General features: G+C 70.2%; 24 protein-coding genes. 20 read left to right on the top strand and 4 right to left on the bottom strand.

Going from position 1 to position 21,224, the window contains the following annotated elements; translation table 11 throughout:
* Positions 1–226 precede the first annotated feature (226 nt).
* The 6 genes from OHA68_RS40555 to OHA68_RS40530 all read left to right on the top strand — a co-directional run bounded on the left by OHA68_RS40555 (position 227) and on the right by OHA68_RS40530 (position 4,231).
* The gene (locus OHA68_RS40555; RefSeq protein WP_327104972.1) at positions 227–1,297 is read left to right on the top strand and encodes a hypothetical protein; all 1,071 of its coding nucleotides are present in this window, start codon (positions 227–229) and stop codon (positions 1,295–1,297) included.
* Positions 1,294–2,340, top strand: a complete 1,047-nt coding sequence (locus OHA68_RS40550; protein WP_327104971.1) for a glycoside hydrolase family 43 protein — start codon at positions 1,294–1,296, stop codon at positions 2,338–2,340. The genes OHA68_RS40555 and OHA68_RS40550 overlap by 4 nt, the downstream gene beginning before the upstream one ends.
* A gap of 108 nt (positions 2,341–2,448) precedes the next feature.
* Positions 2,449–2,883, top strand: a complete 435-nt coding sequence (locus OHA68_RS40545; RefSeq protein WP_327104970.1) for an ArsI/CadI family heavy metal resistance metalloenzyme — start codon at positions 2,449–2,451, stop codon at positions 2,881–2,883.
* Between the two features lie 22 nt (positions 2,884–2,905).
* A complete protein-coding gene (locus OHA68_RS40540; protein ID WP_327104969.1) occupies positions 2,906–3,094 on the top strand; it encodes a hypothetical protein in 189 nt (62 codons plus the stop codon).
* Between the two features lie 163 nt (positions 3,095–3,257).
* On the top strand, positions 3,258–3,629 hold the full coding sequence (locus OHA68_RS40535) for a winged helix-turn-helix transcriptional regulator (RefSeq protein ID WP_327104968.1): 372 nt from the start codon (positions 3,258–3,260) through the stop codon (positions 3,627–3,629).
* Between the two features lie 365 nt (positions 3,630–3,994).
* Positions 3,995–4,231, top strand: a complete 237-nt coding sequence (locus OHA68_RS40530) for a hypothetical protein (RefSeq protein ID WP_327104967.1) — start codon at positions 3,995–3,997, stop codon at positions 4,229–4,231.
* Here OHA68_RS40530 and OHA68_RS40525 read toward each other — a convergent pair.
* On the bottom strand, positions 4,228–4,779 hold the full coding sequence (locus tag OHA68_RS40525; protein ID WP_327104966.1) for a hypothetical protein: 552 nt from the start codon (positions 4,777–4,779) through the stop codon (positions 4,228–4,230). The genes OHA68_RS40530 and OHA68_RS40525 overlap by 4 nt on opposite strands.
* Before the next feature lie 32 nt (positions 4,780–4,811).
* On the opposite strand from OHA68_RS40525, the gene OHA68_RS40520 reads away from it, so the two are divergent.
* Both OHA68_RS40520 and OHA68_RS40515 read left to right on the top strand, forming a co-directional pair.
* Complete coding sequence (locus OHA68_RS40520) at positions 4,812–4,940, top strand: hypothetical protein (RefSeq protein WP_327104965.1); 129 nt, start codon at positions 4,812–4,814, stop codon at positions 4,938–4,940.
* Positions 4,937–6,073: a methyltransferase domain-containing protein gene (locus OHA68_RS40515; RefSeq protein ID WP_327104964.1), complete on the top strand. Its 1,137-nt coding sequence runs from the start codon at positions 4,937–4,939 to the stop codon at positions 6,071–6,073. Before OHA68_RS40520 ends, OHA68_RS40515 begins: the two co-directional genes overlap by 4 nt.
* Before the next feature lie 40 nt (positions 6,074–6,113).
* On the opposite strand, the gene pyrF is transcribed toward OHA68_RS40515, so the two are convergent.
* On the bottom strand, positions 6,114–6,920 hold the full coding sequence (gene pyrF, locus OHA68_RS40510) for an orotidine-5'-phosphate decarboxylase (RefSeq protein ID WP_327104963.1): 807 nt from the start codon (positions 6,918–6,920) through the stop codon (positions 6,114–6,116).
* 171 nt (positions 6,921–7,091) lie between these two features.
* Here pyrF and OHA68_RS40505 point away from each other — a divergent pair, with 171 nt between their 5' ends.
* The 9 genes from OHA68_RS40505 (at position 7,092) to OHA68_RS40465 (ending at position 16,992) form a co-directional block, all read left to right on the top strand.
* Positions 7,092–7,568: a DUF2283 domain-containing protein gene (locus OHA68_RS40505; RefSeq protein WP_327104962.1), complete on the top strand. Its 477-nt coding sequence runs from the start codon at positions 7,092–7,094 to the stop codon at positions 7,566–7,568.
* A 101-nt stretch (positions 7,569–7,669) separates the two neighbouring features.
* On the top strand, positions 7,670–8,461 hold the full coding sequence (locus OHA68_RS40500) for an HAD family hydrolase (protein WP_327104961.1): 792 nt from the start codon (positions 7,670–7,672) through the stop codon (positions 8,459–8,461).
* Between the two features lie 149 nt (positions 8,462–8,610).
* Positions 8,611–9,693: a LacI family DNA-binding transcriptional regulator gene (locus tag OHA68_RS40495; protein WP_327104960.1), complete on the top strand. Its 1,083-nt coding sequence runs from the start codon at positions 8,611–8,613 to the stop codon at positions 9,691–9,693.
* Between the two features lie 16 nt (positions 9,694–9,709).
* The gene (locus OHA68_RS40490) at positions 9,710–11,314 is read left to right on the top strand and encodes an FAD-dependent oxidoreductase (protein WP_327104959.1); all 1,605 of its coding nucleotides are present in this window, start codon (positions 9,710–9,712) and stop codon (positions 11,312–11,314) included.
* A gap of 13 nt (positions 11,315–11,327) precedes the next feature.
* The gene (locus OHA68_RS40485; RefSeq protein ID WP_327104958.1) at positions 11,328–12,587 is read left to right on the top strand and encodes an ABC transporter substrate-binding protein; all 1,260 of its coding nucleotides are present in this window, start codon (positions 11,328–11,330) and stop codon (positions 12,585–12,587) included.
* Between the two features lies 1 nt (position 12,588).
* The gene (locus OHA68_RS40480; protein WP_327104957.1) at positions 12,589–13,530 is read left to right on the top strand and encodes a carbohydrate ABC transporter permease; all 942 of its coding nucleotides are present in this window, start codon (positions 12,589–12,591) and stop codon (positions 13,528–13,530) included.
* Positions 13,520–14,350 (top strand): carbohydrate ABC transporter permease, encoded by an 831-nt coding sequence (locus tag OHA68_RS40475; RefSeq protein WP_189143522.1) that lies wholly within the window; start codon positions 13,520–13,522, stop codon positions 14,348–14,350. Before OHA68_RS40480 ends, OHA68_RS40475 begins: the two co-directional genes overlap by 11 nt.
* A 2-nt stretch (positions 14,351–14,352) precedes the next feature.
* Positions 14,353–16,206 (top strand): hypothetical protein, encoded by a 1,854-nt coding sequence (locus OHA68_RS40470; protein WP_327104956.1) that lies wholly within the window; start codon positions 14,353–14,355, stop codon positions 16,204–16,206.
* A 186-nt stretch (positions 16,207–16,392) separates the two neighbouring features.
* Complete coding sequence (locus OHA68_RS40465) at positions 16,393–16,992, top strand: hypothetical protein (RefSeq protein WP_327104955.1); 600 nt, start codon at positions 16,393–16,395, stop codon at positions 16,990–16,992.
* Positions 16,993–17,007: 15 nt separating this feature from the next.
* Here the strand turns inward: OHA68_RS40465 and OHA68_RS40460 are convergent, their stop codons facing one another.
* Positions 17,008–17,370: a winged helix-turn-helix transcriptional regulator gene (locus tag OHA68_RS40460; RefSeq protein ID WP_327104954.1), complete on the bottom strand. Its 363-nt coding sequence runs from the start codon at positions 17,368–17,370 to the stop codon at positions 17,008–17,010.
* An 82-nt stretch (positions 17,371–17,452) separates the two neighbouring features.
* On the opposite strand from OHA68_RS40460, the gene OHA68_RS40455 reads away from it, so the two are divergent.
* The 3 genes from OHA68_RS40455 to OHA68_RS40445 all read left to right on the top strand — a co-directional run bounded on the left by OHA68_RS40455 (position 17,453) and on the right by OHA68_RS40445 (position 20,669).
* A complete protein-coding gene (locus OHA68_RS40455) occupies positions 17,453–18,193 on the top strand; it encodes an NADPH-dependent F420 reductase (protein ID WP_327104953.1) in 741 nt (246 codons plus the stop codon).
* A gap of 244 nt (positions 18,194–18,437) precedes the next feature.
* Positions 18,438–20,186 carry a hypothetical protein gene (locus OHA68_RS40450; protein WP_327104952.1) on the top strand — a complete coding sequence of 583 codons (1,749 nt, stop codon included), beginning with the start codon at positions 18,438–18,440 and terminating at the stop codon, positions 20,184–20,186.
* A 111-nt stretch (positions 20,187–20,297) separates the two neighbouring features.
* Entirely contained in the window at positions 20,298–20,669 is a 372-nt protein-coding gene (locus tag OHA68_RS40445; RefSeq protein WP_327104951.1) for a hypothetical protein, read from the top strand.
* Positions 20,670–20,684: 15 nt separating this feature from the next.
* On the opposite strand, the gene OHA68_RS40440 is transcribed toward OHA68_RS40445, so the two are convergent.
* Positions 20,685–21,116 carry a helix-turn-helix transcriptional regulator gene (locus OHA68_RS40440; protein ID WP_327104950.1) on the bottom strand — a complete coding sequence of 144 codons (432 nt, stop codon included), beginning with the start codon at positions 21,114–21,116 and terminating at the stop codon, positions 20,685–20,687.
* Positions 21,117–21,224: the final 108 nt, after the last annotated feature.

Raw genomic sequence — 21,224 nt, 5'->3', positions numbered from 1 at the left:
CGGCCGACAGGTGATCGACCGGCGTCCTGACACCCAGGAAAGCCAGCCGGCCTGGATGTCCAACAGCTCCTCGGACGGACCCGTCCGCGGTCGAGCCACTCCCGGCCGAACCGAGACGACCGCACGCCAACCTCCGACAACTCTCGGTCATTGTTTGTACGCTGTGCGTAGCGGAACGGTGCTGTCGGAGCGGTCCGGGTCAAGAGAGGGCAAGGTCCGGGAAGTGATGCGTAAGGCTCCTGAAGGCAGTCAAGATCCTGGGCCTGGCGAGCAGGCGCCCTCCGGGTCCGGCCTGGAACGGGTGAGCTGCCACGAGGACCTGGTCAAGGCACTGGCCGAGCAGTTCGCCCGAGCCGATGTGTCCCTGCGGGAGTTGCAGGCGCGGGCAGACCGGGCGGGCGGCGTCCGGCTGCCACGGGCGACCTGCGCGGACATGCTGGCCGGGCGGCGTTTCCCCAAGAAGGCGCTGATGGTGGCGTTCCTGCGGGCCTGCCGGGTGCCCGAGCCGCAGATCCCGGCGTGGGAACGGACCTGGGAACGGGTACGCCTCACCCGGATGCCCCTCGGGCAGGACCGTACGACCGACTCCTCCACCGGCGCGCCTCCCGAGGACCAGCGCCGGACCGCCGGCGGCACGCCACCTGAGGATCGCGGGCGTCGCCGGACCGTCGGTGGCGCGCGGCCCCCAGGTCGCGGCCGGCGCAGAGCCATCGTGCTGGCAGGGGCGATCACGGTGGCCGTGGGCGTCGGTCTCGTGCTGACCGCGGCGCTGCGGGGCGGCATGTCCGAGGAGCTGCCCGGCGACATCGTCGACGTCGGGCACATCGTCAGCGACGACGGCCGCGCGTTCGGCGGCGGCGGCTCCAGCCGGTTCACCGTGACCGTCAGTCCGGCCAACACCGGCGTACGCCTGATCCGCCGCCTGGACGTGGGCGTCCCCCTGCAGCACGCCACCATCACCGTGAACGGCGCGCCCGCCGGGGCCTGGCGGCCGCTGCTCGGCGACGAGCTCTACAAGTGGCGGAACCAGATCGTCGAGCTCCCCCCGCACCTGACCGCCGGGCGAGGCTCGCTCACGATCGTCAACGCCTCGGTGGGCTCCTCCGACTTCAACGAGTTCCGCTACATCGTCAAGCACAAGGTCGACGATGTCTGGTCGATCATCGACACCATCGACATCGGCCCGGACCACACCGCCGACGAAGCCATGCACGGCTACCGCATCGTCGAGCAGGGCTGGCTCGGCACCCAGACGTTCGCCTACCCGCCCCGCACCGAGGACTGGAACATCGAGTGAGCACGCGACGATCGGAGATCCCCATGCGCCGGCTCTTCCTGGTGCTGGCCCTGCCGGCGACGATCGCCGTACCTGCCGGCGATGTCCAGGCGACGATCGCCGTACCTGCCGGCGACGTCGGCGCGACGGCCGTCGCGCCTGTCGGCGACGTCCAGGCAGCGACCGCCGCGCCGCCTGCGGCCGTCATCGCCGCCGACTTCCCCGACCCGGACGTGATCCGGGCCGGGTCCACGTTCTACGCCTACTCCACCAGCGGCGGAACCCGGCACGTTCCCGTCGCCGCGGCGCCGTCCGCCACCGGCCCCTGGACCGTGCGCGGGGACGCCCTGCCCGCCAAGCCGTCCTGGGCGGTGAGCTGCGAGGCCGACCCCGACTGCGGCTTGTGGGCGCCCGATGTCTCCCGCCGCGCGGACGGCAAGTACCTCATGTACTTCACCGCTCCTAGCGCGACGGCCAAGCGCAGGTGTGTCGGCGCCGCCCTCTCCTCCGGACCACTCGGCCCCTTCCGTCCCCTGGGCGACGGCCCCATCGTCTGCGACCCCGGCGAAGGCGGCGCCATCGACCCGGCGAGCTTCGTGGACACCGGCGGACAGCGATACCTGCTGTACAAGAACGACGGCAACGCCGTCCGCAGACCGGCGATCGTCTGGCTCCAGCGGGTCCTCCCCGACGGGGTGACCTTCGTCGGCCCCCGCAAGGAGCTCATCCGCAACGACGACCCCAGGGAAGACGGCATCGTCGAAGCGCCTGTCCTGGTCAAACGCCCCACCCGGTACGTCCTCTTCTATTCCGGCGGCCCCTACACGGGCGACCGCTACTTCACCGGCTACGCCGTGTCCCCCTCGCTCACCGGCCCCTACACCAAGTCCGCCTCGCCCCTGATGACGACCGCCACCCTGCACGGCGCGGTCCAGGGGCTGGGCGGCGCCGACGTGCTCGGCGACCGCGTCTTCTTCCACGGCTGGGTGAACGGAGCACGCTGGATGTACACGGCACCCCTGAACTGGACCGACGACGTCCCCGCCGTACGCCAGGCCGGGTAGGTGAGGTTTCGACGGACCGGCCAAGGCGGATGTGGTCGCCGCCTCTGTCCAGAATGTGCGGCAGAGACGTTTACTGGTCAGATCCGTATCAAGCCTTGGAGAGCCGCCATGTCACGAGTCCAGCTCGCCCTCCGCGTCGCCGACCTGGAAAGCTCGATCACCTTCTACTCGAAGCTTTTCGGCACCGAGCCGGCTAAGCGCCGACCCGGCTACGCCAACTTCGCCATCGCCGACCCCCCGCTCAAGCTCGTGCTGATCGAGGGCGAGGAGGGGGAGCCGACCCGCATGGATCACCTGGGCGTTGAGGTGGAGGACGCCACGCAGGTCGATGCGGCCACCCAGCGGCTGAAGGACGCCGGCCTGGCGACCTTCGAGGAGAACGACACCTCGTGCTGTTACGCCTTGCAGGACAAGGTCTGGGTCCACGGCCCAGGTGCCGAGCCGTGGGAGGTGTACGTGGTCAAGGCCGACGCGGACACCCTCGGTAAGTCCGCTGCCCTGGAGCAGGAGCAGGCTTCCTGCTGCCAGGAGGGCGCCTCGTAGCGGACGGCCGCGTTCTCACCCGGTGCGCGAACACGGCAGGTCATGCGCCGTACACCGCAGCTGGGGCGAGCCAGAGAAAATCTTCGATCGAGTACGGGCGCACCTGGACGCCGGCGCGGACCACGTCTGCATCCAGCCGCTCACCGACACACCCCGCGAGGCCCTGGAGCACCTGCGCGTCCTGGCCGCCGCCGACCTGGTCTCGACCTGACGCAGCCGTGTGCCGGCCGGAACAGCCGTAGGGGGCTCACACCGAGGAGCCGACGATCACCTTGCCCACCGCACCGTTCCGCGAGGCGAGCTGCTCCACGGCGGTAACCGACTTACTCGGCGTAAGCCTGTCCAAAGCTGGGGGACCGGCTTACGCTAGGTAAGTGACTTCCCCGAGAACGACCCCGCCGCGCACCCGGTGGGACCACAGCAACGAGGCCGAATGCCGCCGTGCCAGCCGCGCCCTGGAGGTCGTCGGCCAGCGCTGGGCGCCCGGCGTCCTGCTCGCGCTGGCTCGCGGCGCCGAGCGGTTCACCGAGATCGCCGCGTCGGTGACCGGCATCTCCGCACGCATGCTCACCGTTCGCCTGAAGCAACTCCAGGACGCGGGACTGGTCGAGCGTACGGTCGTCCCCACGACCCCCGTCTCGGTGCGCTACCGCCTCTCGCCGCGAGGGGCCGATCTCGTCGTCGCGCTGCAACCCATCGCCGACTACGTCAAGCGGTGGGACGACGACGCGGACGCGCCGGACTGACCTCCGACGCGTCAGACCCGGCGCTCGAAGGCCGCAGCGGTGGTGAGGTCACTGGCGGGTCTGCCTGGCTTCGTCGCCGGCCATTGACCCAGCCGCTGCGCGCGCTGCCGGTTGTTTCCCCCTGTCGCGGCGAGGTCCCGGTGGAGCCGGCGTAGAGGGAATTACCCTCAGTAGTACTTAGGCAGGGGAGCCGCCCGAAAGGGCCGCTCCCCACCGCCTTTTCTGGGGTGCTTGCGAGAGCCTTCCGGAGGAAGACGTCGAGGATCAGCGTTTCCGGTGAATCAGCTCTGAGCTGACCTGGTGCGATTCGGGCAGGTGAGCGGGCCGTTCGGTATCAGATGGTGTCGAGCGGGCAGTGCCAGGGGATGAGCGAGACACCCGAGGAACAGTCGGAGGCGGCGATCGGCCTGGGCGGGGAGAGTGATGTGGTCGCCGAACGGTCCGGCGCCACCACGGAGACGGGCCGCCGTCCGGTCCCCGCCGACCCGCCGGAGGCCACGGACGAGGCCGACGACGAGGACGAGGCCGACACCGAAGAGGCGGCCGACGAGGAGAACGAAGAGGACAAGGTGCCGCACCCCGAGGCCGGTCCGACGGCTTAGAGGTCGGGCGGCCTTCCCCCGGCTCGAGCCTTTGCCGCCGGCCCTGCCGAGGCGAGGCCGCAGAAGCGCAAGGCTTCATCCAGTTGGCGGACGTATGTGGTGGTCGCCCAAGGTTCCAGCCGGGCTCGGGCCTGGTGGATCTCCTGGGCCAGCCGGGCGGAGCTGTGCTGCCCGGTGATGTCGGCGGCCTCGGCCGCCGCTATGAGAGGTCCGGGCTGGTTCTGCTGGACCAGCGAGGTGCTTCTTCTGAGCTCTGCTTCCGCCGGTGAGACCCAGTACAAGAAGGCCGGTTCGTGGAAACCGCCATGCGCTGGTACCAGCCGCACAGCTTCGACGAGGTCATCTGGATCGGCGAACACGCGCCCGGCTGGAGCCACATCATCAGCCTCAGCGGACTCTGCATCGTCCCCGGCCCGCTGAGCGAGCACAGCCGCAGGCGTCGATGTCACAGCTTCAAGTGAGAAGAAGCCGAGGGTGACGAGCAGACAGGTCGCCATCTCCTTGAGGATGCCTACCCGGAGACTTTGGGTGTCCGTACGATCACGCATAGCGAGATCCGGCACGGTGAACGGAGATCACCATGGGCAAGCACGAGGGCGACAAGAAGCACGGTTACGAGCCGTTCAAGCCTGACAAGGATCAGTCGCACGACGGCAACGCGGAAGGGGGCGGCACGCGGGAGAGGCCTGCCGACGGCGGCGAGAAGTGACCGACCTCGGCCCTCTGCTGGACACCATGATCGCCCGGATCGAAGCGGTGCGGTCGCCGATGGAGAGCCGGATCGAGCGCGCTCTGCGGTCGGTGCCGCGGCACGAGTACGTTCCCCCGGTGGCGCTGGTCGTCGGCAATGACCGGCCGCCGCTCCTGATCGACCGGGACGCCGACCCTGAGCTGTGGCTGCGCCATGTCTACACGGAGACGGCGCTCGTGACGCAGCTCGACGACGGCGCGACCGAACTGCGCGACCTGGACGGCAGCTACAGCTCGTCGTCGTCGGCGCCCGCGACGGTCGCCGACCTGCTCGAACTGCTCGACCCCCGGCCGGGTGATCGAGTGCTGGAGATCGGCACCGGTACGGGATGGACGGCCGCGCTGCTCTGTCACCTGGCGGGAGAGCCGAACGTGACCTCGGTCGAGGTCGACCCGTCCATCGCCGAGGCTGCGGCGAAGAACCTCGCCGAGGCGGGCCTGCGACCGCACCTGGTCGTCGGTGACGGCGCCGAGGGGGTCGCCGGCCGCGCGCCGTTCGACCGGGTGCATGTCACCTGTTCGGTGCGGACGGTGCCGTACGCCTGGGTCGGGCAGTGCCGCCCCGGCGGGGTGATCGTCACGCCGTTCGAGACCGGGATCGGTGAAGGGCACGTGTTGCGGTTGGTCGTGCTGCCGGACGGCACCGCGCGGGGCAGGTTCCGCGAGTACGCCTCCTACATGTCCATGCGGTCGCAGCGGCCTGTCCACCTGCCGGACCCGGAAGAGGTGCGGCCGCGGGAAAGCACCACGCGCGTGGACCCCCGCATGATCGCGGGCGCGCCGCCCGGCGCGAGGCTGACGATCGCCGCCCTGACGGGGCTGCGGCTGGACACCCGCGCCGAGCCGGGGTGTTTCAGGGCCTGGGTGTCCAGCACCGTCCGTCCGCAGGAGAAAGCCCTGGTCATCTGGGAGGAGGGACGAACCGAGCACACGCTGTACGAGCTGAGCGACCGGCAGGTGTGGGAGGAGGTCGTGGCCGCCTACTTCCAATGGGTGAGGTGGGGCGAGCCCCGGCGCGATCGGTTCGGTCTGACGGTCGGCCCCGAGGGGCAGCGCCACTGGTTCGACACGCCGAGCCGCGTGATCGGCTGAGTTGAATGAGATCGGCCCGGGCGGGCCGATTCATGTGGTTTCACGATGAGAGATGGTGGACGCATTCGCTCTGGTACCGCTGGACGTGGTCGCGCAGCTTGGCCGGGTCCGTCAGGACGGCTCGGGACACCGACGGGACGACCGCGTGCCGTACTGGCGAGAACAGGCGGCCGAGGTCGGCGGGGGAGGCGCCCTGGGTTCCCAGGCCCGGGGCCAGGATCGGGCCGTTGAGGTGGTCGAGGGGGTAACCGGGGGAGGACACGGTGGCGCCGACGACGACGCCGATCGAGCCGAGCGGGGAGTGGCCCTCGTTGGCCGTGCGTACGCCCTCGTAGATCTCGGCCGCCACGGCGCTCTGCAGGGCGGTGGCCTCGGGGTTGGAGGTGCGGGCGAGGACGAAGACGCCGGCGTCGCTGGCGAGGGCGGAGGTGATGGCGCCGCGGAGGCTGCCGAAGCCCAGGTAGGGGCTGAGTGTCACCGCGTCGGCGGCGAGCGGGCTGCCGCGGTCGAGGTACGCCTCGGCGTAGGCGGTCATGGTGCTGCCGATGTCGCCGCGTTTGACGTCCAGCAGGACGAGCGTGCCCGCGTCCCGCAGGTCGGCGATCGTCTGCTCCAGCACGGCGATGCCCCGGCTGCCCCAGCGCTCGTAGAAGGCCGACTGCGGTTTGACGACCCCCACCAGGTCGCTGACCGTGTCGACCACCGTCCGGCTGAACCGGTCGAGGCCGGCGGGGGAGTCGTCGAGCCCCCACGCGTGCAGCAGCTCCGGGCTCGGGTCGAGCCCGACGCAGAGCGGTCCGTGCTTGTCGAGCCTCGCCCGCAACCGTGTGCCGAACGATTCGTTCACCTTGGGCCCCCTCACGACCTAGGCAGACTAGTGGGCGGAAGCCGTATGTATGGGGGTTTGGCGGCTGATACATGGGGCTCCCACCTTCCTAAGGATCCGGCATCTCGGGCATATCGGCCAGAGTTCATAAGAGGGCGGTCTTTCGGGGCGGCCGACGGGTAGGCACCAGGCATGTACGAGATCGCCCAGCGGACGCTCACGTTGTGCACCGACCCGGCAGGGGAGGTGGTCGTCACGATCGGCCTGCCGTACGAGGAGCCGACGGGCGAGTGGTCGTGCCCGTACCGGATCGACGGGCTGGCCGGCTGGGAGCACGAGCGGAAGGTGACCGGGGTCGACTCGCTGCAGGCGGTGGAGCTCGCGGTCGCGACCACGCGCGCCGCGCTCTCCGGCTCGCACGAGGCCAAGGAGGGCCTGCTGAACTGGGACGACGAGCCGACGGGCAGCCGCCCGCAGATCGTGTACGTGAACTGGGACAAAGGCCAGAACATCGCTTATATCGCGATGAAGCATGAAATCATGCCAGGCGATGCGGTGCGCCAGATCGTGGCCGACGAGGTCGTGCTCGACTACGCGGCGTCGGGTGAGCTGCTCGGCGTGGAGCTGACCGACGCCCACACCCGGCTGCCGTCGGAGATGCGCATCTAACGGACGCCGGCGGGACAGCAACCCTGCAGTTCTGTACGGATCATGAGAAAGTGCACGCATGCGGGACGGGGCATGAGAGGCGCGGCCTCGATAATCGGGGCATGACTCCCCGCGTCGTGGCCACGGACCTGGACGGCACCCTCCTGCGCTCGGACGGCTCGGTCTCCGAGCGGACCCGGCGAGCGCTGCGCCTGGCGCGCCGGGCCGGGGCCGAGATCGTGTTCGTCACCGCCCGCCCGCCCCGCAGCCTCGAACCCATCGCCCGGCAGACGGGCGAGCTGGGCACGGCGCTCTGCAGCAACGGCGCCATCGTGTACGACGTGACCGCCGACGAGATCGTCACCATGTCCCCGATCGCCCCGGCGGCGGCCGTGACGATCATCGCCACGCTGGCCGAGGCGCTGCCGGGGGTGACCTTCGCGGCGGAGACGGGCCGGGGCGTGCTGTTCCAGCCGGGTTACCACCGGCACATCCCCACCGACCTGGCCTTTTGGCGCTCGGTGCCGGACGTGTGCGCCGAGGGGGAGCCCATCGTCAAGCTGCTCGTCTGGTCGGACACCCACCCGCTGGACGACATGTTCACCGCCGCCGTGGCCGCGATCGACGGGCAGGCCGAGGTGACGCACTCCGGCGTACGGGGACTGCTGGAGATCAGCGCCGCGCGGGTGACCAAGGCGGGCACCCTGGCGGGCCTGTGTGCGCGGCTGGGCGTGCCGGCGGAGCGGGTGGTGGCGTTCGGGGACATGCCGAACGACCTGGCGATGCTCACCTTCGCGGGAGCGGGTTACGCGATGGCCAACGCGCACCCGCTCGTCCTGGACGCGGTGGAGCGCCGGACGCTCTCCAACGACCAGGACGGCGTGGCCGAGGCGCTGGAGCGGATCTTCGCCTGATCACGGTGACGTTACGTGTCCGTGACCAAAATCCGCATTTTTCCAGCTAATACGGATTATCACCGCTATTAGCCCTTGACCGCCCCGTCAGCGTGGTTCCAAAATATCGAGCTAATGCGCATTACCACCTAGACGGGATGATACGGACTGTGACTGTTTCAGGTCGGCGCCTCACGCAGCAGGACATCGCGCGGATGGCCGGAGTGAGCCAGACGACGGTGTCGCTGGTGCTCAACGGCCGGGCCGAGGGCGAGGTCCGGATCTCCCAGGAGACCCGCGACCGCGTGCTGCAGGTGATCAGGGAGACCGGCTACGTCGCCGACCCGGTCGCCAGGCGGCTGGCCGACCGGCGCAACCGGATCCTCGGCGTCTTCACCTACGAGGCGGTCTTCCCCGCCGAGAGCGCCGACTTCTACCACCCCTTCCTCGTCGGCATCGAGGAGTGCGCCGAGGAGGCGGGCTGCGACCTGCTGCTGTTCACCAGCGCCAAGGTCGTGCAGGGGGAGCGGCGGCGGATATTCAGCGCGGAGAGCCGGATCCGGCTGGCCGACGGCTGCGTGCTGCTCGGCCGTACCGTCGACAAGGACGACCTGGCCAGGCTGCTGACCGAGCGGATCCCGTTCGTGTCGGTGGGCCGCCGCGACGACGCCGGCGGGCCGGTGCCCTACGTCGGCGCCGACTACCCGCCGGCGGTCCGCGCGCTCGTCGAGCGGGCGGCGGCGCTCGGCCACCGGCGCCTGGCCTACGTGGGCGTCGGAGTCGGCGCGGAGTCCTACAGCGACCGGCTGCGCGGCTTCACCGAGGCGGTGGCCGACGTGGGCGCCGAGGGCCTGCATCTGACCTCGGCCGACGGGCTGTTCGACGCCGGCGTGACCGCCGTACTCGCCGAAGAGCTCGCCGACGGGGTCGCGATCGTGCGGGCGGCCCGCGAGCGCGGGCTGGGCGTGCCGCGCGACCTGTCGGTGCTGGTGCTCGGCGCGCACACCACGCCGGTGCGCACCGACATCGACTTCACCGGCCTGCGCATCCCCCGGCGCGAGATGGGCCGCAGGGCCGTCGAGCTGCTGACCCAGGTGCTGGAGAGCGGCGGAGCACCCCAGGACATGTTGCCGTGCGAGCTGGTCGAAGGCTCGACCCTGGCACCCGTACAGAACGCTCCCGTACAGAACGCTCCCGTACAGAACGCTCCCGTACAGAACGCTCCCGTACAGAACGCTCCCGTACAGAACTGAGAGAGGTAACCCCCACGTGGTTGAGATATCGGCAGACGCGGTCGTCGTCGGCGGCGGACTGGGCGGCGTCGCCGCCGCGCTGGCCCTGCTGCGGGCCGGCCGCTCGGTGATCCTCACCGAGGAGTACGACTGGCTGGGCGGCCAGCTCACCAGCCAGGCCGTGCCGCCGGACGAGCACACCTGGGTCGAGCGGTTCGGCGTCACCGCGAGTTACCGGGCGCTGCGGGAGGGCATCCGCCGCTACTACCGCGACCACTACCCGCTCACCGAGCGGGCCCGCGCCTGGCAGGAGCTGAACCCCGGCGCCGGCCACGTCAGCAGGCTGTGCCACGAGCCCAGGGTCGCCGTCTCGGTCATCGAGGCGATGCTCGCGCCGTACCGGGGCTCCGGCCGGCTGCGCGTGCTGCAGCCGTACCGGCCCGTCGCGGCGCAGGTGGACGGCGACCGGGTGAGCGCGGTGCGGCTCGCGCACCGCGACGGCGGCGAGGACGTCACGGCGCTGGGCGCGTACGTGCTGGACGCCACCGAGACCGGCGAACTGCTGCCGCTGACCGGCGCGGAGTACGTGACCGGGTTCGAGTCGCAGGCCGAGACGGGCGAGCCGAGCGCGCCCGCCGAGGCGCAGCCGCTCAACATGCAGGCCGTCTCCGTGTGCTTCGCCCTCGACCACGTCGACGGCGATCACACCATCGACAAGCCGGACTCCTACGACTTCTGGCGCGCGTACCAGCCGCCGTTCTGGGGCGACAAGCTGCTGTCGTGGCGCTGCCCCAGCCCGCGGACGCTGGAGATCGTGGAGCGTTCCTTCACTCCCAACCCCGGCGACGACCCCCGCCTGGTGGAGGCCGACCAGCGGGTCAACCCGGGCGACGCCAACCTGTGGACCTTCCGCCGGATCGCCGCCCGCGACAACTTCGTGCCCGGCGCCTACGACAGCGACATCACCCTGGTCAACTGGCCGATGATCGACTATCTGGAAGGGCCCGTCATCGACGTGCCCGACGCCGACCGGCACCTGGCGGCCGCCCGGGAGCTGTCGAAGTCGGTGCTCTACTGGCTGCAGACCGAGGCGCCCCGCACCGACGGCGGCACCGGCCACCCCGGCCTGCGGCTGCGCGGCGACGTCACCGGCAGCGCCGACGGCCTGGCCCAGGCGCCCTACATCCGCGAGTCCCGCCGCATCCGGGCCCTGACGACCGTCACCGAGCAGGACGTGTCCGTGGCGGTGCGCGGCGACAAGGGCGCCGCCTCCTACGCCGACTCGGTCGGCATCGGCATGTACCGCATCGACCTGCACCCGTCCACGGGCGGCGACAACTACATCGACGTGGCCAGCTCACCGTTCCAGATCCCGCTCGGCGCGCTGATCCCGCAGCGGATGGCCAACCTGCTGCCCGCCTCCAAGAACATCGGCACCACCCACATCACCAACGGCGCCTACCGCCTGCACCCGGTGGAGTGGAACGTCGGCGAGGCCGCGGGCGCGCTGGCCGCGTTCTGCCTCGACCACGCCACGACCCCGCACGCCGTACGCGCGAGCGAGCGGCTCCTGGCCGACTACCAGCACCGGCTCACCCGTGACGGGGTCGAGCTGCGCTGGCCCGACGTCACCGGTTACTGAAGGAGAACTCATCATGAAGGCACTCGGGAAACTGGCGGCCGTCTCGCTGACCACCCTGCTCGCGGTCACCGCGTGCGGCGGCGGCGAGACCCCTGTGGCGCAGGGACCGCAGCCGCTCCGCATGACCATCTGGACCTCCAACGAGGCCCACCTGAAGCTGTTCAACGAGATCGCCGACGAGTATCGCAAGGCCCACCCGAACGTCGGCTCGATCACCTTCGACACCATCCCGTTCGAGAACTACACCACCACGATCACCACCCAGATCGCCGGCGGCAAGGCCCCCGACCTGGCCTGGATCCTGGAGAGCTCCGCCCCCGACTTCGTCGGCTCCGGCGCGCTCGCCCCGCTGAACAGCAAGATCGAGAACGCCGCCGAGCTCGTCCCCTCCACCACCAAGCTGTGGCAGCGGGACGGCGAGCTGTACGCCTACCCGTTCTCCACCTCGCCGTTCGGCATGTTCGTCAACACCGACCTGGTCAAGGCCGCCAAGCAGAAGTCCCCGCAGGAGCTCATCAAGGCCGGCCAGTGGGACTGGGAGCACGTCAGCAAGGTCAACGCGGCCGTCGCCAAGGACGGCAAGCAGGGCATGACCATCCTCGACTTCGACTACAAGGGCTGGGACAACCTGGCCACCGTCTGGGGCGGCTGGGGCGCCAAGGCCTACAGCGACGACGGCAAGAGCTGCCAGTTCAACAGCCCCGAGATGGTCGAGGCGATGACCTTCCTGCACACCTCGATCTTCAAGGACAAGGCCATGCCGGGCCCCGGCACCGTGGCCGACTTCTTCGCGGGCGACTCCGCCATGGTGATCGCGCAGATCTCCAGGGCCGCCATGCTCAAGGAGGGCACCTTCGATTGGGACCTCGTCCCGCTGCCGTCCGGGCCCAAGGGGAAGTACGCGGTGATCGGGCAGGCCGGGATCGGCGTGCTGAAGAAGTCGCCCAACGCCGAACTGGCCACTGACTTCCTCACCTTCTTCACCAACCCCGCCAACTCCGCCAAACTCGCCGCCTACTTCCCGCCGGCCCGCAGCTCCCTGCTCACCGCCGACACCATGGCCAAGACGAACCCGCTGCTCAAGCCCGACCAGCTCCAGCAGGTCGTGATCGACGGCATCGAGACCGGCGTCGTCAAGCCCAGCCACACCGGCCAGGCCGAGCTGGCGCAGACCATCAGAGCCGCGCTCGACCCGCTGTGGACGGCCGACGCCGACGTCAAGACGGTGCTGGACGGCGTGTGCGCGAAGATCCAGCCCATGCTCGGTGCGTGACGTGGCGGCAACGCAGCTCCGTGATCGGGTGGCGGGTCACACCGCCGCCCGGCGCGGCCCCTTCTGGACCATCCCGCGCCGCGACGCCCTCGTCGGATACCTGCTCATCTCACCGCAACTGGCCGGCAGCGTGCTGTTCGTCCTGCTGCCGCTGGCCCTCGTCGGCTGGTACAGCCTCCAGGAGTGGAACGTCCTGGCCGGCACGTTCGACTTCGTCGGCGGCGCCAACTACGCCAAGCTGCTCGCCGACCCGAAGATGGGCGAGGTGCTGACCAGCACCACCCTGTTCTCCATCGGCCTGGTCGTGCTCAACCTGGCGCTCGCCCTGCTGCTGGCCATCCTGCTCAACCAGAAGCTGGCCGGCACCACCTTCTTCCGCACCCTGTTCTTCTCGCCGGTGCTGGTGTCGCTGGTCGCCTGGACCATCGTCTGGCAGTTCCTGCTGCAGGGCGACGGCGGCATCAACGGCCTGCTCGGCGCGGTCGGCGTCGACGGCCCCAACTGGCTGCGCGGCGACGCCACCGCGCTGTTCTCCGTCGTCGTCGTCCAGGTGATCAAGAACGTCGGCCTCAACATGGTGCTGTTCCTGGCCGCGCTGCAGGGCGTGCCCCGCCAGCTCTACGAGGCCGCCGAGCTCGACGGCGCGAACGCCTGGGTGCGCTTCCTGCGCATCACCGTGCCGCTGATCAGCCCCACCATCCTGCTCACCTCGATCATCACCGTGGTCGGGTCACTGCAGGTGTTCGCCCAGATCGCGGTCCTCACCCAGGGCGGCCCCGGGATGTCGACCACGGTCCTCGTCTACTACCTCTACCAGCAGGCCTTCCAGTTCCGGCACTTCGGCTACGGCGCCACGCTGTCGGTCCTGCTGTTCCTGATCGTCGCGGCGCTCACGCTCGTGCAGTGGCGGATGCGCCGGAAGTGGGTCTTCCATGAGTCGTAGGGTCAAACTCTCGCTGTACGGCCTGCTGTGCGTCCTGTGTGTGCCGTTCGTCTTCCCCACCTGGTGGATGGTCACCTCGTCGGTCAAGCCGATCAACGAGATCTTCGCCTTCCCGCCCACCCTGGTGCCCGACCGGTGGGACCTGACGTCCTACAGCCGGGTCTTCGAGCTGCAGCCGTTCGCCCAGCAGTACTGGAACAGCCTCTACATCGCGGCCGTCGTCACCGTGGGCACCATGGCGGTGGCCGCGATGGCCGGCTACGCCTTCGCCCGCATCCGCTTCCCTGGGCAGAACGTGCTGTTCGTGGTCGTGCTCGTCGGCCTGCTGATCCCCAGCGAGGTCACGATCGTCCCGCTGTTCCAGATGTTCCACGACTTCGGGATGAGTGACACCCACTGGCCGCTGATCCTGGTGCCGATCTTCGGCGCGCCCAGCGTCCTGGCCACCTTCATCATGCGGCAGTTCTTCATCACGCTGCCCGGCGAGCTGGAGGAGGCCGCCCGCGTCGACGGGCTCGGCCGGTTCGGCACCTTCTACCGGGTCGCGCTGCCGCTGGCCCGCCCCGCCCTCGGCGCGGTCGCCATCTTCACCTTCCTGCACTCCTGGAACCTCTACCTCGAACCCATCGTCTACCTGTCCACCCCGGCCAACTTCACCCTCCCGCAGGCGCTCACCCAGTTCGTCGACGCCTACGGCGGACCCATGTGGAACGTGCAGCTCGCGGCCGCCACGATGACGGCGCTGCCGATCCTGGTGGTGTTCGTGCTGGCCCAGCGGCAGTTCATCGAAGGTCTCGCGCACACCGGTCTGAAAGGCTGACCATGCTCACTCGCCGCACTCTCCTCGGCGCCGCCCTGCTCACGGCGGCCGTGCCCGGCACCGCCTGGGCCGCCGCCGTGCCCGGCCTCGCCCCCTTACCCGCCGGAGCGCCGGACCGCCGCCTGTTCACGCCCGCCGAGCAGCGGTTCGCGCCCTACCTGACGACCCTCGCGCCCATGGTCAACGACATGGACGACAGCGGCTTCTTCGCCGGCGGCTGGTGGCGCAACCCCGCCGCGCCGTACAACGCCCGGGTGCAGGAGCACGTCTTCACGCTCGCCTGGTTCCACGCCAACGCCCGCCCCTGGAACCCGTACGCGGGCGACCCCGCGCTGCTCGCCGCCCTTGACGCCGGGCTCGGGCACTACCTGTCGCTGCAGCACGCCGATGGATCGTTCCCGGAATACCACCGCCAGGAACACCACATGGCCGCCACCGGGTTCGGCATCGGCTACCTCAGCAAGACCCTGCAGATCCTGCGCCGATCCGGCGCGCTGCCCGAGCGGCGGGCCCAGCTCACCACGGCCCTGCGCACCGCCATGACCTGGTTCCTCGACCCGGCCAACGGGACCGTCTGGCAGCCGCGGCTGGAGTACGCCAACCAGACGGCCTCCGGGCTGGCCGGTGCCGGGCTCGCCCTCAACCTCGACCGCGACCCCGCCCTGCGCACCCGGCTGACCGAGGCCTTCGCCCGGATCGCCGCCAACGGCCAGAGCCCCGCCGGGTTCTTCTACGAGCAGCGCGGCGCCGACATGAACTACAACTTCGAGGTCATGCTCCCCGAGCTCGCCGACGCCTACCACCAGACCCGCGACCCGGTCCTGGTCGACATGGCCGCCAAGTACACCGACTGGCTCGGCTACAACCTGCTGCGCGAGCCCGACGGCTCCGGCTACATGACGAACGTCGCCACCTCCACGCGCACCAGCTCCCGCTTCTACGCCGAGGTCCGGCCCGACCCGGACCGGACCGCGCTCAACTGGGTCTTCACCGGCCAGGTGCCGCAGCTGGCCGCGTTCATGACCGCCCGCGAGGACCTCGCCGACGCCCGCGCCGCCTGGGCCGCCTCCGCCGAGCCGGTGGGGCCGCTCGCCAAGCAGGACACCTCCCCGCGCATCCTGTCCCACGCCCTGTACGGCGAGCGGTTCCCCACCCGGCGTCAGCGGGCCGCCGCCATCGCCCGGCTGCCCTACCTGCGCGACCACGACTTCGTGGAGCTGCGCCAGGACAACGGCCAGGACTTCCTGTTCGTCCGCAAGCCCGGCCTGTACCTGGGCGGCTACTTCGGCGCCCGCGCCGACGTCCAGACCCGCACCGGCCTGACCTTCCTCTGGCACCCCGAGGCGGGCACGATCATCCAGGCGCTCAACGACAACAACCACGCCTGCTGGTCCACCGTCTTCCCCGGCCAGCAGCCCGACTCCAACGGCCCGCTGCCCGCCGCCTACTTCCACGGCGCCCCCGGTGGCCGGCCGTGGACCGGCGGCCGCGCCCCCGGCGCCTTCGGCATCCGCTACGGCAACGCCGCCGTCACCACCGACGTGCACGTCACCCGCCAGACGCTGCGCCGCTCCGTCCGGGCGAACGCGCCCGCGTTCGAGCAGATCCCGCTCATCCTGCTGCCGACGGACGAACTCACCTTCACCGACGGCACCCGCGCCCAGCACGGCGGCTCCGTGACCGCCACCGCCGACGGCTTCGACCTGCGGCGCGGCCGGACCACGATCCGCTTCCGCTGGGGCACCGCCACCCCCGCCACGCTGGCCGCCGGCACGGTCCGCTACCTGGGCGAACGCCGCTTCCACGCGCTCCGCATCCCCCACCAGGGCACCTTCGACCTGACCCTCTCCCTCTGACCCCACGGCCACCGCGCTGTCCGGGCCCTCCGTCTCCGGTGATGATGGCGGCTCTGCCGTTCAGATCTGACAGGGGTCAACCTCTGGGATCAAACGCCCCGATCCGCCGAAGCGCTCTCGACATCCACTGAAGATCGACATAACTTCTGGAAGGCGGCCGCACGCCCAGCCAGGAGGAGCTCACGTATGCAGTTCGAGATCATCCCCGTCGCGCAGTACGGTATCGACCCGCGCACGATCGCCGCGATGGATTACCGGGTCAGAAACAAGGGCGTCACCGCCGGAATGAATGTCGCGACCTTCCACTTCGGGCTCAGAGGCGCCGGCAAGGCGCAGCAGGGCTTCAAGCCGCTCGCGCACACGCTGGCCAGCCAGGGGGTGGGCTACTACCTGGACGCCAACTGGGGCGGCAAGCAGGTCAGGACGAACGACAGCCACTCCGAGGCGCTCTTCTACCGCAGCGACTTCTTCACCGACCTCCGGCAGGGCGACCAGTGGCCGACGGCCAACGTCATCGACTGGGTGTTCACCGAGCGCCCGGCGTGCGGCGGCGCCTGGTGGGGACAGAAGCGGGTCCAGGGCGGGTGCGCCGACCTGCTGAACCAGTTCGACGAGACCCAGCGGTTGCGCAAGTGGGACAACGACCCGAACGAGCCGGAGCCGTACGCCGAGCGCGACGATCTGCAGATCACGGTGCTCTGCCTCGACCTGAACAAGGACCTGACCTTCAACCAGAACATCTCGCCCGCCGTCGCGGCGTACAAGAAGCTGAACAGCATCAGGTGAGTCGCCCGCGGGGCATCAGCCGTTCGATCGCGGCATCGGGGCGCGGATGCGTCGATCCTGGGCGGCCAGGACCTCGTCGGCGTGGTCGAAGGCCCAATCGCCCAGGGCCCCGATCGGGCCCAGCAGGGTCCGGCCCAGGTTCGTCAGCTCGTACTCCACGCGCGGCGGCGCCTCCGCGTACGACCGCCGCGCGACCAGGCCGTTGGACTCCAGGCGGCGCAGCGTCTCGGTCAGGACCTTGGGGCTGATGCCGCCGATCTCGGTACGCAGGTCACCGGGGCGTCTTGGCCCGTGGCGCAGCGACCAGACGACGACCGCGGTCCAGGTGTTGGAGATCAGATCGAAGGCGAGCCTGGCCTGACAGTCGGCGAGAAACACGGGTCCTCCGTTAGGCACCGGATGGTGTGTGACGACCTTTCTACAGTGCTGCGTAGAAAGTACTGACACGCGGAGGACGAACATGCGGATCGGAATCCTGGGCGCGGGCAACATGGCCGACGCCCTCGGCACCCAGTGGCTCAGAGCGGGCCACGACATCATGGTCAGCGGCAGGGACCCGGTGGCGAGCGCCGCCCTGGCCCAGAAGATGACCACCGCCGCACACCGGCCCGGCCCCACCGCCTCAGGGCCTGATCACGCCTGTGCCCAGGACGCACCGGGACAGCCAGGGCTCGCATCGCCTGAGCCCGATGTCGCTGATGCCAGGGCGGGGACATGGGCGGAGGCCGCCGCATATGGCGAGGTGGTGATGGTGGCCATCACCGAAGCAGGGCTGCACGACGTGCTAGGAGCAGCAGGCCCGGCAATGAGCGACAAGCCGGTAATCGACGTGACGAATGCCGTCGGACCGGGCGCCTATGACGTGACGCGCTCACTGGCCGAGCTGATCGCCGAATCCACGGGCGCACATGTGGTGAAGGCCTTCAACCTGTGCCATGTCGACGTGTGGCGGATGACCCCGCCGGTCTTCGACGGCCGGCCGCTGGCCGTACCCCTGTGCGGGGACGACGAGCGCGCGCTCGCGGCCACCCGCACGCTGGTCACCGACCTCGGCTGCACTCCCGTGTACGCCGGCGCCCTGAACAGGGCGAAACTCCTGGAGGCGACGGCGGCCTTCATGATCGGCCTCTGGATCACCGGCGCCGACGCCCAGGCGACCCTCCCGCCCCTCGACCACTCCGGCGTCCACCCCACCGTCTGACGCCCGGCACAGGGGCGCACTACTCACGCAAGCGCCCTACGGCAGGTTGAACTCACCTTTCGCAGCGCCATCCAGGAACGCGGAGTCTCCGCAGGCAGGGCGCTTGCGCGAAGATGGTCAAACATCAGCGTATATCGCCGTACTTCATCCCGATCAAACGTGTGTCCAGCGGCCGTAAGATCATCGCATTCCTACCGAAGCCTGGTCAGCCGCCCGCCGATACCGCTTCGGCCCCGCGGCGGCCGTGATCGTCATGCTCTACCTGGCCGCCGTGGTCGTGGCCGGCGTGTTCTCCGCCCTCACCGGTGATGTGGGAGTCGCCTGGGCGGTGGCTGTGGGGTCCCCGTGGTACGGGGTGCCCCAGGGATGGGCCGAAGGCGGGTTCGTGCTGATCGCGCTCGCGTTGGTCTGTCCGCTGCGGGCCTGGATGCTCTGGCAGGTCCTGCGCGGGCCCGTCGTCCGGGTTCGCCGCCCGCCGCCGGCGCGTGGTGTGGCCGCGGTACGGCTCGTTCTCTACCTGGGCGTGGCCGTGACCCTGATCCCCTGGGGTTTCATCGGTGGTCCGTATGAGGATGTCCCGTCCATGGTCGTCCGGGTGGCGCTGGTGGTGCTGCTCACGCTGATCCTGACGGGGACGCCGCCCGGGTTCCGGGCGGCGGCGCTCGCGCTCGCGCTGGGGCTGGTGGGGGTGGCGGGGGCGGCCCTGACCACGGTGTTGTTCCCGATCGTGCTCTCGGCGGGTGGAGAGGACGCCGTCTCCCTCTGGTGGATGTTCGCCGTGCCGGCGGTGGCCTATGCCGCCTGGCAGGCGATGATGCTGCGCGGGCAGCGGGGCGACGGCCCCTGGAGCGCCGCCACCGTCCGCTGTGGCGTGCTGGATCTGGTGGCCTTCCTCGCGCTCCTGGCCGTCAACGGCGTCACCTGGCACGTGCGGGATACCGCGTTCGCCTTCACGGCCTTGGGGTGGGTCCTCGCGGCGCTGAACGTGTTCGGGCCGGTCTGGTGGGCGCGGACCGCTCATGAGCTGGCGGACGGCCGTCGGCCGCGGGTGGTGCCGGGCCGATCGCGAGTGCTCGGCGGCGTCGTGGCCGTCGTGCTGCTGGCCGGGCTGCTCGGCGGCGAGGAGGGCCCGCGCCTGCCCTACCAGCCGCCTTACGACGCAGGCTGCCCCGCGTGGACGAAGCTGAGCCGTGGGTTCGGCGAAACGCGGGTGGAGCATCGGGAGCGCGCCTTTCTGTGCCTGGTACGGGACGCGGGCGGGCCGATGTTCCCTGCTGACAGGTCCGACCGGGCCCTCCTGGCGTCCGGCAGGAAACTGTGCGCCCAGCCGAGGTGGAAGAGAGGCGACACATGGCTGCGCAGCGATGACCGGACGATCAACATGCGCGGGCTGGACGACGCGCTGGTGTTCCTGTGCCCCGATGCCGTGCTGCCCTCGGACGAGCAGGTGGTCAAGGAGGATGCCGCCTACGTCGCCGCGAGCAATGCCGCCTGCCGTGACCCCTGGCCCAGGGTGCGGGCCCGCAGGCAGGGGACGGCGTCGTACTTCACGCCCGAGGGCGGTGGCTACTCCCTCGCCGACGACGCGGATCCGGACAACAAGGACGGGGTCGGGCGGGACTACGACGGGCTGCTCACGGCCGAGGAGACCGGCGTCGGAGTCGGGACGATCCGGCAGATGAACATCTGCGTGACCGTCAAGGCGTTCGACAGGGCTCCGCCGCTGCGGCTCAGGGGCTGGCAGGAGGTGGCCGAGGTGGGGGTCACGAGCCGCAGCGGGCGTCTGACGCTGCCGACCATGCGGCCCGGGGGCCAGGAGGGAGCCGGGCGGGCCCTGCCCAATCTGGCGATCAAGGGGCCGGGGCACTACCGGGTACGGGTCCACGCGCGGGCCGACGAGAAGGCCGTCACCATGCTGCCCGCCGAGTGGCATCTGATCGTGGTCTATCCGGGACGGTCCAAGAAGGAGGTCGTCCATCGGTCCCGTGATTGACGGGAGGCTGGACGTACATCCTGGGGTGTAGTGCGGAGGACGACCAGCGGTGGATGCGGGGCGGGCGGTGACGCAAGATCCTGAGGCTCACCCCGATCGAAGGAGAAACCAGTGGTCACCCAGGTTGCCAGGACAAGCGGATATCTGACCGCGTTCAAGGTGGCGGCGCTGCTCAACATGGTGGCGGTGCTCGTGCAGGCGGTGACGGCCGGGCAGATGATGAGCGGCGCGACGGGGGGACTGCACGGGGCGGGCGCGGGGGCCGTTCACCTACTGGCGCTGGTGCAGCTCGTGATCGCCGTGCTGCTGTGGCGGCCGGCGCGGGGCGCGGGCTGGCCCGCGCTGGTCAGCCTGGCGGTGCTGCTGCTCGGGTTCGTGCAGTCCATGCTGGGCGGGTCCGGCGCGGTGGCGGGGCATGTGCCGCTCGGCATGGCACTGTTCGGGCTGAGCGTCTGGCTGGTGGTCTGGTCCTGGCGCCGCTGACCGGGCGCCGGGATCTCATCCCATCAGTGAGTGCTCCAGTAGCTTGCGAACCAGTCGCGCCCGGCTGGTGGTGCCGAGCTTCCTGTGCAGATTGCGGATATGGAACTCGACGGTCTTGTGGCTCAGGAAGAGTGCGGTGGCGATCTCGCGGTTGCCCTCGCCTTCGGCCGCGAGCTTCGCCACCTGGAGTTCCTGGGCGGTCAGTGGTGGAGCCGCTGACGTCTCGCGGCGGCGGACGGGCGCGCCTGTGGCCTCGAGTTCCGTGCGGGTCCTGTCCGCCCAAGGCCCCGCCCTCAGACGGTCGAACCCTGAGAGTGCCCAGCTCAAGTAGTCGCGGGCGGCGATGCGTTTCCTGGCCCGCCGTAGCGACTCGCCCCGGCACAAGTCCGTACGCGCCTGTTCGAAGGTTGCTCTCAGCCGGCCGAACAGATCTTCGGCACGAGCCATGGCACAGGCGGCGGCGAGTTCAAGTGCACGGTTGCGGACGATGGAGACGTCACCCTCGTCATCTCCGTAACCGGTTGAGCGGCCGCTGCCACAGCGCCGATGGTGCCG

The organism is Nonomuraea glycinis, assembly GCF_035920485.1.
Taxonomy (GTDB): domain Bacteria; phylum Actinomycetota; class Actinomycetes; order Streptosporangiales; family Streptosporangiaceae; genus Nonomuraea; species Nonomuraea glycinis.
The sequence above is the reverse complement of the archived record's forward strand: the minus strand, read 5'-3'. Positions and strand labels throughout refer to the sequence as shown.

What these genes read in the sequence shown, in the direction of transcription:
- OHA68_RS40555 (WP_327104972.1), top strand. Translation starts at nt 227, where the DNA reads ATGCGTAAGGCTCCTGAAGGCAGTCAAGATCCTGGGCCTGGCGAGCAG.
- OHA68_RS40545 (WP_327104970.1), top strand. Translation starts at nt 2,449, where the DNA reads ATGTCACGAGTCCAGCTCGCCCTCCGCGTCGCCGACCTGGAAAGCTCG.
- OHA68_RS40530 (WP_327104967.1), top strand. Translation starts at nt 3,995, where the DNA reads ATGAGCGAGACACCCGAGGAACAGTCGGAGGCGGCGATCGGCCTGGGC.
- OHA68_RS40525 (WP_327104966.1), bottom strand. Translation starts at nt 4,779, where the DNA reads ATGCGTGATCGTACGGACACCCAAAGTCTCCGGGTAGGCATCCTCAAG.
- OHA68_RS40520 (WP_327104965.1), top strand. Translation starts at nt 4,812, where the DNA reads ATGGGCAAGCACGAGGGCGACAAGAAGCACGGTTACGAGCCGTTCAAG.
- OHA68_RS40505 (WP_327104962.1), top strand. Translation starts at nt 7,092, where the DNA reads ATGTACGAGATCGCCCAGCGGACGCTCACGTTGTGCACCGACCCGGCA.
- OHA68_RS40500 (WP_327104961.1), top strand. Translation starts at nt 7,670, where the DNA reads ATGACTCCCCGCGTCGTGGCCACGGACCTGGACGGCACCCTCCTGCGC.
- OHA68_RS40485 (WP_327104958.1), top strand. Translation starts at nt 11,328, where the DNA reads ATGAAGGCACTCGGGAAACTGGCGGCCGTCTCGCTGACCACCCTGCTC.
- OHA68_RS40475 (WP_189143522.1), top strand. Translation starts at nt 13,520, where the DNA reads ATGAGTCGTAGGGTCAAACTCTCGCTGTACGGCCTGCTGTGCGTCCTG.
- OHA68_RS40470 (WP_327104956.1), top strand. Translation starts at nt 14,353, where the DNA reads ATGCTCACTCGCCGCACTCTCCTCGGCGCCGCCCTGCTCACGGCGGCC.
- OHA68_RS40465 (WP_327104955.1), top strand. Translation starts at nt 16,393, where the DNA reads ATGCAGTTCGAGATCATCCCCGTCGCGCAGTACGGTATCGACCCGCGC.
- OHA68_RS40455 (WP_327104953.1), top strand. Translation starts at nt 17,453, where the DNA reads ATGCGGATCGGAATCCTGGGCGCGGGCAACATGGCCGACGCCCTCGGC.
- OHA68_RS40440 (WP_327104950.1), bottom strand. Translation starts at nt 21,116, where the DNA reads ATGGCTCGTGCCGAAGATCTGTTCGGCCGGCTGAGAGCAACCTTCGAA.